This window comes from Limnohabitans sp. (assembly GCF_044361985.1).
GTDB lineage: Bacteria > Pseudomonadota > Gammaproteobacteria > Burkholderiales > Burkholderiaceae_C > Limnohabitans_A.
The window spans coordinates 1-9,156 of sequence record NZ_JBIKHV010000085.1; the positions used below are offsets into that span (position 1 = coordinate 1).

Sequence of the window (9,156 nt, forward strand, 5' to 3'; positions counted from 1 at the left end):
ACCGACTGCTGCCATTTTTCGCTCAGCTTTTGACCCACGATGCGAGCCAGCGCATCCGAAGCGCCACCCGGCGTTTGTGGCACCACGATGCGCACGGGTCTGGACAAAAACTCTTGCGCCAACACAGCGCCCTGAGCCAGACACAAGGACAAGCCCAAAGCCAAAAATTTCAAACCACGTTTCAACATGACGACTCCAAAAAACAAGTGGATCAGAATGACACGAAGCCCCGCGCGCACTTGTCTCGCGGTGGACATCGCGCATGGGGGTTTACCCAAAGGTCTGTGACACAATGAAAAAATGATCATTCGCCGAATCGCAGGTGCCTTGGGCGCCGAGCTCCACGGGGTCGATCTGACCCGGCCCATCCCTGCTGATCTGCAGCAGGAAATTCGCGCCGCTTTGCTGCAAAACCAGGTCATTTTTTTTCGGGACCAAGACCTCACACCCGAGCAATTCATGCACTTTGCGCAAACGCTGGGCCAGCCCGTGGAGTACCCGTTTGTCAAAGGTTTGGATGGCTTCCCCTGCGTCATCGAGGTGAAGAAACTCGAACACGAAAAAGTAAACTTTGGTGGCATCTGGCACTCTGACACCACCTACCTGGAGCAGCCGCCCATGGGCTCGATGCTGTTGGCCAAAGAAGTCCCACCCTACGGCGGTGACACTTTGTTCGCCAACCAATACATGGCCTGGGAGACGCTGTCGGACACGATGAAATCGCTGCTGGAGGGCTTGGTGGGCATCAGCAGCTCGGCCAAGGCCGATGTGTCCAAAACCCGCGAAGACCGCATCAAATCCGATGGCAAGGACGACGCGCCCAAGGCCTACCTGGCCCACCACCCGCTGGTGCGCACGCACCCCGAAACAGGGCGCAAAGCTCTGTATGTCAATGTGGCCCATACCTCGGGCATCGTCGGCATGACCGAAGCCGAAAGCACGCCCATCCTCGACTTCCTTTTTCAGCACCAGATCAAGCCCGAGCTCACCTGCCGCTTTGTCTGGCAAGCCCACTCGCTGGCGGTTTGGGACAACCGCTGCACCCAGCACAACCCCGTGAACGATTACCACGGCTTTCGCCGGGTCATGCACCGCATCACGCTGGCGGGTGACAAGCCGGTCTGATGCGGCGCCCCGTTGAACTCAAGTGAAGTCGCATTGTTCAAGGCCATGGAGCATCTGTGAAGTTGAAGACACCTGAAGTGCCCCGCTTGCTCGACGCCACCAGCCTTCGCGCTTTGGGCGAAGCTGCATTGGCGCAAAAATGCAGCTGCCCAGTGGGCGAATGTGCGGCATGGGAAAGCGTGACCGATGACCGATGGCCCGCCCCGCAAATGGAAAAAGTGGGCAGCCTGAGGGCCGCTGGCGACAGCTGGGATTCCCCCACGCCCGAGCCGACCTTTGAAGAATTTCACCCCCAAGGCACGCGCTACGAATCAGCCGATGCGCCCATTGCGCCGCTGTACTTTCCGTACAACCGCTGCGATGCGTTTGCTTGCAGCACTTGCCAGCGCGTCTTGCTCAAATACACCGAGTTTGGCGGGTACTACATCGACCACCGGGTGCGCGCACTGCAGCCCCAACGGGTGGTGGATGCAGCCCCCCCACCAGTGGATTGATCGCTGACAGGTCTCAGTCCGGCTTGATACCGTTGTCGCGCACCACCTTGGCCCAGGTGTCGATCTGGCCGTCGATGAAGGTCCGGGCTTTTTCGACGCTGCCGCCAGAAATTTCGATGCCCTGTGCCACCAGCCGCTTGGACACCTCGGGGCTGGCCAGCGCCTTGTTGAGTTCTTCGTTCATGCGCTTGACGATCTCAGGCGGTGTTTTGGCCGAAGCCAACAAGGCCCACCAGGCTGGTGCTTCAAAACCCGGAAAGCCCGCTTCTGCGATGGTGGGCACATCCGGGAAATCGGCCACGCGCTTGGCCGATGTCACCGCCAATGGCCGCAAGCGTTTGCTGTCGATGTGCGGCTTGTTCAAAAACACCGTGCTCATGGTCAGGGGAATGTGCCCTGCGATGGCATCGTTCATCAAGGGGCCGCCGCCCTTGAAGGGCACATGGTTGAACTCAAGGCCCGCGTTTTTAGCCATCAAGGCCATGGCCAAGTGGCCCAGGCTGCCATTGCCAATGGTGCCAAACGAAACGTTCTTTTTGGCTTTGGCGGCGGCCACCACGTCGGCAAACGTCTTGTAGTCGGTGCCCACATGGGTAGACAACATCATGGCCGAAGTGCCCACCAGCACCAGTGGCACCAGGTCTTTTTTACTGTCGTAGGGCATGCTGGCCATCAGGCTCTGGTTCACGCCATGGGTGTCAAACACCACCGCAAAGGTGTAACCGTCAGCCGGGGCACTGAGCACGCTGGCCGTGCCAATCACACCCGAAGCGCCGCCCTTGTTTTCCACCACCACGCTTTGGCCCAGTTGCTGCGACAAGGGCACGGCCAAAATGCGCGCCACCTGGTCCACCGAGCCCCCTGGCGGAAACACCGCAACCAACTTGATGGGCTGTTTGCTGGGCCAGGCTTGTGCCAAGGCCAGCATGGGCAAGCCAGCGAGCAAGGCCGCGCAAGCCATGCGTGTGATCCATGTTTTCATGAGCTAAAACCTCTGAAAGTCAAAAAAAGCCAGTATGGCCGCTGAAGACGTTTTGTCTTTCAGCGTATTCCCTAGAACCGCGCACTCCCCCGAACCACGCCCCCAGGCATTTTGCGATGCCGATGTGTCCGTCCATCCATCACACCGTGGCGATGGGCGTGGCAGGTGAGCCAATGGCCCCCGGCAGGCGCAAGGGCGGGGCAGTCAGCAAAAAGCGGGAACGCCCAGCTGCGCGCAGCCAATCGGCCAAGGGCGTGAGGTGCCAAATTTCCCCCAGGTGCACGCCCAGCTTGAACAGGCAATGTTCGTGCAAAGGCAGCGCTGCGCAGCTGCCCGGCTTGGGGGTCGAAGGCAAGCCCTCCACGGCGTAGTTGTCGGCGATCAGGGCGGACAGGCCCGAATCGGTGATCCACTGCAGAAGCTTGTCGTCTCGCCCTTCCAGCACGGCGCAGGAATTTTCCACCGCGTGCGGGTCGGGTTGCTTGTTCATCTCGAGCAGCATCTGGGCAAAGCCCGTGTGCAAGCACACCATGTCGCCGGGCTCGACCACCACCTGGTCTTTGCGCAGGATGTCCATCAGCAAGTCGTACCCCACCCGCACCCGTTCACGCCCCAGGTGCGCGTGCAGGTCGATCATCACCGCTCGGCCCTGCACGCAGCGTTCCGACATTTTTTCGATGCCCAGCGCCTTGGCGGCCGAGGTCGATTCGCGGGCAATCTCAGGGAAGCCGAAAATCCCGGCGCCCTCGCTGCCACTGGGGCCCACCACATCGGTGCCGGCCCTGAAACCGTTGTAATACACCGGCTCGGGCACGCCATCGCCGTTGGCATCGAACATCGAGCCCACGTGTGCCAGGCTGTCCCATTGGGTGCTGTACTGCAAATGCATGATCACCAGGTCGTCGCAAACCACATCGGTGCACGAAGGATCGTCACACCACAACTGGTAATTCATGTTGGGTTTGCCCTCGCGCAGCGTCGGACGCAGCACGGGCGGTTGCCGCCGGGGGTTGAGCACATTGCCACCCGGAAAATCCAACGGCAAGCTCAGATTGAAACTTTGCCCTGTGCGCACCTCGGCGATGCCTTGCAGCACTTTTTCGGGCGTTAACAGGTTCATGCGCCCGTATTGGTCATCGGGCCCGAAGTCACCCCAATTAGAGCCTGTTGGGCGGTTTTTCCAGCGGGGGGATGAAGGCATGTCTGACTCCTGGTGCATGGGCAAGCTGCCATCTTGTCGTGGCTGGGCGTCGCCTGCTGTCCCCCACCCGACTGGCCTGCACCGTTTGCGCAGGTCTGGTCATGGGCGACAATTTGCACGTGGGTGACATGAAGCCGCGCCTGATCGGCGACATCCGCAGCACCGAGACCCCTCCACCTGCCGTCTGACCGCTGACGCCCAATCACCCATGCACACCCCCCATGCACACTCTTGAACAACTGCGCAGCGGCGCCCTGGCTGGCGTGCGCCGCCTGGACCTGGCTTGCGGCCTGACCGAACTGCCCGACGAAGTTTTTGCGCTGGCCGACACGCTGGAAGTGCTCAACATCAGCGGCAACCGGCTGCGTGATTTGCCGCAGCAGCTGCCGCGCCTGCACCGGCTGCAAGTGCTGTTTGCATCGGACAACGATTTTTGCGTGCTGCCCGAAGTGCTGGGTGATTGCCATGGCTTGCAGGTCGTTGGCTTCAAGGCCAACCGCATCACGCATGTGCCGCCCGAGGCGTTGCCAACCGCATTGCGCTGGTTGATCCTGACCGACAACGCCTTGGGCACTTTGCCCGAGGCCTTGGGTCAGCGCCCCGCTTTGCAAAAGCTGATGCTGGCGGGCAACCAGCTGCAGAGCCTGTCCGAAAGCCTGCAAGCCGCAGAGCGGCTTGAGCTGCTGCGCATATCGGCCAACCGGCTGAGCGGGGTGCCCCAGTGGCTGCGTGAATTGCCACGCCTGTCGTGGCTGGCACTGGCGGGCAACGCCATGGGCTGGGTTTTTCCAACGGTGCCTGATTTACCCCGCGTGCCGTGGTCAAGCGTGCAACTGGGCACCTTGCTGGGTGAGGGCGCTTCAGGCCACATCCACCGCATCCAAGCCACTGGCTGGCCTGAGCCCCTGGCGCTCAAATTGTTCAAGGGTGCGGTCACCAGCGACGGCCTGCCCGAAGACGAATTGGCCGCTTGCCTGGCGGCTGGCCAGCACCCCGCGCTCACCACCCCCGTGGCCAGTCTGACGGGCCACCCCACACAGGCACAGGGTTTGCTGATGCCGCTGATCCCGGCTGGGCACGTCAATCTGGCGGGGCCACCCAGTTTGCAAACCTGCACACGCGACGTGTACCCGAGCGGTTTCAGTTTGTCGGAATCAATGGCTTTGCAAATCGCCTGTGATGTGGCCAATGCCGTGGCCCATTTGCACCAGCAGGGCGTGATGCATGGCGACTTGTATGCGCACAACATCCTGATGGACCCGGCGCTGGGCGAGGCGCGTCTGGGCGACTTTGGCGCCGCCACGCAGCTGCCGGCAAACCAACCCGACATGTGCCAACCACTACTGGCACTCGAAGTACGGGCCTTTGGCTGTTTGCTGGAGGAGCTGGCGGCACTTTTACCCTCGCCTTCACCTTCACCTTCACCTGCTGGCCTGGCACTTCATGCGCTGGCGCAAGCCTGCCTGTGCCCCGTGCCCAGCGACCGTCCGGTCATGGCCGAAGTGAAGCGGCAGTTGGCAGCAACGCGCGCTGGATGACTCTGGCTGTTTGAAAGGATCTTGAAAGGCCCCTGGCCTTGCCGCCCGTGCGACAAAGCTCGGCCAAGCCTGTGGCTACCATCGCGCATGCACCTGACTGTCACATCACCTGTTCAATCCCTTGCCGACATTCACCGCATGGAGGCCACGCCCCTGGGCCAAGCCATGCCGTGGTCAAGCACCTACGACTTGATTCGCACCAGCGCACTGGCCCACGCAGACCGGCCCGCACTCACGTTTTTAGAAACAGGCCAGCCCGGCGGTCCTTGCACCACCTGGACCTACCGTGAGCTGCTGCAAGGCATCCACCAAACCGCCAATTTGTTGCGAGGCCTGCACATGGGGCCGCAAGATGTGGTGGCCGTCTTGTTGCCCGGTGGGCTGGCCTACCACCTGGCACTTTGGGGGGGCGAGGCAGCAGGCATCGTGCAACCGCTCAACCCTTTGCTGAGTGAAGAAAAACTGCTGTCGCTGCTGAGCGCAAGCCAAGCCAAAGTGCTGATCGCGCATGGCGTGGCAGACGACAGCCAGATGCGGGCCAAGGCACTGCGCCTGCAAGCCCAGTTGCCAGGCCTGCACACCGTGTTGCTGGTCAACCCCGAGGGCGGCCCTTTGCCAGCCGCTGCCCCCTTGCCCGAAGGCGCGCAAGACTTCCACGCCTTGCGGGCTGCGCAAGTGGCAGACCGCCTGCAGAGCCAACGGGTTTTCAACGCAGACGACATCGCCGCTTACTTTCATACTGGCGGTACCACCGGCGCGCCCAAGCTGGCGCGGCACAGCCACGGTGCGCAGGTCTTCACCGCCTGGGCCAACGCCAGCATGCAGGGCTTTCAGCCCACCGATGTGACGATCAATGGCTACCCGCTGTTTCATGTGGCGGGCGTATTGCCCGGGGCCTTGTGCTCACTGGCCATCGGCATGCACGTGATCATTCCCACAGCGGCGATGTTTCGCAACCGGGAGGTGGTGCAAAACTACTGGCGCCTGGCTGCACACCACCAGTGCACCCTCATGTCGGGCGTGCCCACGGTGCTGGCGGCATTGGCGGGTGTGCCGCTGGACGGCGCCGACATCTCCCGCATGCGTTCGGTGCGTACCGGTGCCGCACCGCTGCCGCCCGAACTGGCACAGCGCTTTGAACAAATGGTCGGACTGCACATCAACGAAAGCTTGGGCATGACCGAGACGGCGGGCCTGAGCACCGTGGCCCCACCGGGGCTGAGTGCGCCTGCCGGCTGCGTAGGCTGGCCGCTGCCGCATGCACGGGTGCGCATCGTGGCCTTGAGCCATGACGACCAGGCCACCGGGCAAGACCTGCCTGTGGGTGCAAAAGGCATGCTGCTCTACCAAGGCCCCAACCTTTTTTCAGGTTACCTGGACGCCGCAGAAACTGCGCGCAGCTTCACCCCCGATGGCTGGCTCATCACGGGCGATGTGGGCTTCATCGACGCGCAAGGCCGCTTGCACCTGTCTGGCCGCGCCAAGGACTTGATCATTCGCGGAGGCCACAACATCGACCCCAAGGTGATTGAAGATGCGCTGGGCGCACACCCTGACGTCGAGTTGTGCGCCGCCGTGGGCGCGCCCGACGCCTATGCGGGCGAGTTGCCCGTGGCATTTGCCACACTCAAAGCAGGCGCGCAAGTCACTGAAACCGAGTTGCTGGCCTTCACGGCCCAAGGTGTCGACGAAGCGCCCGCACAGCCCAAGTCCATCACGGTGTTGGAACGCATGCCCGTCACCAACGTCGGCAAAATCTACAAGCCTGAATTGCGCACACTGGCAACGGCCGCGGTGGTGCGCGGGCTGATTCATCAGGTCTTGACCCCTCTGGAAATTCCAGCCGCGCACTGGCCGAAGGTGCTGGCCACCGGCGATGCGCCCGTCAAAGTCGACGCCCTGGCAACGCCAGCACCCGCCTGGGCCGCCCTGAAACCACGCTTGGCCGCCTTGCCGGTCAAGCTCGAATTTTGCGAGCCGTGATCAACGGTTTCTGAGCTGCTCGCGCAGCGGGGTCTGCAGCTGTTCCTCGGGCTGGATTGCAAAGCAAAAAAACGCCACGACCTGCGTGGCGTTTCAAACTAAAGCGGCACCTGCGTCAGCTCAAGTGCTTGCCAATGATCCCGGCCAACTCGAACATGGTGGCCTGGTCTTTGCCAAACACCGCTTGCAACTTGCCGTCGGCTTTGATCGAGCGCTTGTCTGCCGGATCTTGCAAGTTGTTGGCCTTGATGTAATCCCAGATCTTTTTGACCACCTCGGTGCGGGCATACGTGCCCTCACCGATCACGGCGGCCAAAGAGGCGCTGGGTTTCAAGGTGCCCACGGCGGCCTTGCGCGGCGCCTTGGGTGCAGCGGCCTTGGCGGCAGGTGTTTTAACCGCTGCGGCCTTCTTCACCGCGACCTTGCCAAACGGCGTCTTTTTGGCGGTCGTCTTGCGTGGTGGGTATTTCTTGCCGCCTTCGCGCTGCTCAAACTCAAAGATCACCTTGCCCTCTTCGGCACTCCAGGCCAGCATGGCCTTGAAACTGCGGCGGGTGCGGTTGCTGACAAACTTGTCGAGCAAATCGGTCTTGCCAGCGGCCAGCAATTTGACCACTTGTTCGCGCTCGACAGGCTGCTGCAAGATGAGCTTGCCGGTCTTGAAGTCACAGCTGGGGGTGGGTTGTTCGTTCGTGGGCACAGCCTTGCTGCACACGTAGTTGCTGCCATGTTCGTGCACGGGGCTGCCGCACTTGGGGCAAACACCCAGCGTCTCGTCGGTGAACTCGACGATCTCGCCGCTCTCTTCATTTTTCTTGTCATCGCCAAAGTCGAATTCAAGCTTCCAGTTCTTGTCTTCTTCGTTGTATTTCAGCGCCATTTCGGCCACAAAAGGCCAACCGGCTTTGGAGCGGAAGCCCTCCAATGGGCCAATCTTTTTGTCGCGCATGAACTGTTCGACTTCGGCTTGCTCAAAGGTGCGCCCTGCCGGTGACTTGCCAAAGGAAAAGCCGCAGCCATCACTGGCACCGTCTGCGCCTGTGCAGGTGTACCTGCGGTAGTTTTCTTTCACCACACCGCCGCAGTTGGGGCACGGCGCGCCCAGCGTGGCGTAGTCGCCAGGCACGGTGTCGCGGTCGTACTCTTTGGCCTTCTTGACGATGTGCTCGGTCATGGCAGCAATCTCGGCCATGAAGGTGGCGCGGCTCAGCTTGCCCTGCTCCATCTGCGCGAGCTTGTATTCCCATTCACCCGTCAGTTCGGGCTTGGACAACTCCTCCACCTGCAAGCCGCGCAGCAGGGTCATGAGCTGGAAGGCCTTGGCCGTCGGAATCATCTCGCGGCCTTCGCGCAGCATGTACTTTTCGTTGATCAATCCTTCGATGATGGCCGCGCGGGTGGCGGGTGTACCCAAGCCTTTTTCCTGCATGGCTTCACGCAGCTCATCGTCGTCCACCATCTTGCCTGCGCCTTCCATGGCGCCCAGCAGCGTGGCTTCTGAATAGCGGGCGGGAGGGCGGGTTTTCAGGCCCTTGGCTTCCACCGAGTCCACGCCTACTTGCTCACCTGGCTTCACCGGCACCAGGTTCTGGCCTTTGTCGCCGTCTTTGGCGTCTTCCACTTCTTCTGCGGCTTCTTTGCCATAGATGGCCAACCAGCCGGGTTTGACCAGCACCTTGCCCACGGTCTTGAAGCTGTGGCCAGCAGCCACGCTGATGCGGGTGGTCACCTGGTATTCGGCACTGGGGAAAAACACCGCCATGAAGCGGCGAACCACCAGGTCATAAAGCTTTTGCTCGGCCTCAGACAAGCCACTGGGGGCCTGCAGGGTCG

8 protein-coding genes and 1 pseudogene are annotated in these 9,156 nt (G+C 61.7%); 5 read left to right on the forward strand and 4 right to left on the reverse strand.

All coding sequences use genetic code 11. The features are described 5' to 3' along the window. Positions 1-188: pseudogene (locus tag ACIQ3A_RS12035) on the reverse strand (tripartite tricarboxylate transporter substrate binding protein); the annotation flags it as partial. A gap of 112 nt (positions 189-300) precedes the next feature. Between ACIQ3A_RS12035 and ACIQ3A_RS12040 the strand changes: the two are divergent. Next, positions 301-1,125: a TauD/TfdA dioxygenase family protein gene (locus tag ACIQ3A_RS12040; RefSeq protein ID WP_396431975.1), complete on the forward strand. Its 825-nt coding sequence runs from the start codon at positions 301-303 to the stop codon at positions 1,123-1,125. 56 nt (positions 1,126-1,181) lie between these two features. Next, positions 1,182-1,619, forward strand: coding sequence for a hypothetical protein (locus ACIQ3A_RS12045; protein WP_396431976.1), 438 nt, complete (start codon positions 1,182-1,184; stop codon positions 1,617-1,619). Positions 1,620-1,632: 13 nt separating this feature from the next. Here the strand turns inward: ACIQ3A_RS12045 and ACIQ3A_RS12050 are convergent, their stop codons facing one another. Together ACIQ3A_RS12050 and ACIQ3A_RS12055 are read right to left on the reverse strand one after the other, a co-directional pair. Next, on the reverse strand, positions 1,633-2,601 hold the full coding sequence (locus ACIQ3A_RS12050; RefSeq protein ID WP_396431977.1) for a tripartite tricarboxylate transporter substrate binding protein: 969 nt from the start codon (positions 2,599-2,601) through the stop codon (positions 1,633-1,635). A 139-nt stretch (positions 2,602-2,740) separates the two neighbouring features. Then, positions 2,741-3,802 (reverse strand): cyclase family protein, encoded by a 1,062-nt coding sequence (locus ACIQ3A_RS12055; protein WP_396431978.1) that lies wholly within the window; start codon positions 3,800-3,802, stop codon positions 2,741-2,743. 38 nt (positions 3,803-3,840) lie between these two features. On the opposite strand from ACIQ3A_RS12055, the gene ACIQ3A_RS12060 reads away from it, so the two are divergent. From ACIQ3A_RS12060 to ACIQ3A_RS12070, 3 genes are all read left to right on the forward strand, one after another. Next, a complete protein-coding gene (locus ACIQ3A_RS12060; RefSeq protein ID WP_396431979.1) occupies positions 3,841-3,990 on the forward strand; it encodes a hypothetical protein in 150 nt (49 codons plus the stop codon). A gap of 33 nt (positions 3,991-4,023) precedes the next feature. Beyond that, complete coding sequence (locus tag ACIQ3A_RS12065; protein WP_396431980.1) at positions 4,024-5,340, forward strand: leucine-rich repeat-containing protein kinase family protein; 1,317 nt, start codon at positions 4,024-4,026, stop codon at positions 5,338-5,340. A gap of 87 nt (positions 5,341-5,427) precedes the next feature. Next, positions 5,428-7,323, forward strand: coding sequence for an AMP-binding protein (locus ACIQ3A_RS12070; protein WP_396431981.1), 1,896 nt, complete (start codon positions 5,428-5,430; stop codon positions 7,321-7,323). Positions 7,324-7,438: 115 nt separating this feature from the next. Here the strand turns inward: ACIQ3A_RS12070 and ACIQ3A_RS12075 are convergent. Beyond that, on the reverse strand, positions 7,439-9,156 hold a 1,718-nt coding region (locus tag ACIQ3A_RS12075), incomplete at its 5' end, for a DNA topoisomerase (RefSeq protein ID WP_396431982.1).

Bases quoted from the DNA above. Each gene is read 5' to 3' on its own strand.
- ACIQ3A_RS12040 (WP_396431975.1), top strand. From the start codon at position 301: ATGATCATTCGCCGAATCGCAGGTGCCTTGGGCGCCGAGCTCCACGGG.
- ACIQ3A_RS12050 (WP_396431977.1), bottom strand. From the start codon at position 2,601: ATGAAAACATGGATCACACGCATGGCTTGCGCGGCCTTGCTCGCTGGC.
- ACIQ3A_RS12055 (WP_396431978.1), bottom strand. From the start codon at position 3,802: ATGCCTTCATCCCCCCGCTGGAAAAACCGCCCAACAGGCTCTAATTGG.
- ACIQ3A_RS12065 (WP_396431980.1), top strand. From the start codon at position 4,024: ATGCACACTCTTGAACAACTGCGCAGCGGCGCCCTGGCTGGCGTGCGC.
- ACIQ3A_RS12070 (WP_396431981.1), top strand. From the start codon at position 5,428: ATGCACCTGACTGTCACATCACCTGTTCAATCCCTTGCCGACATTCAC.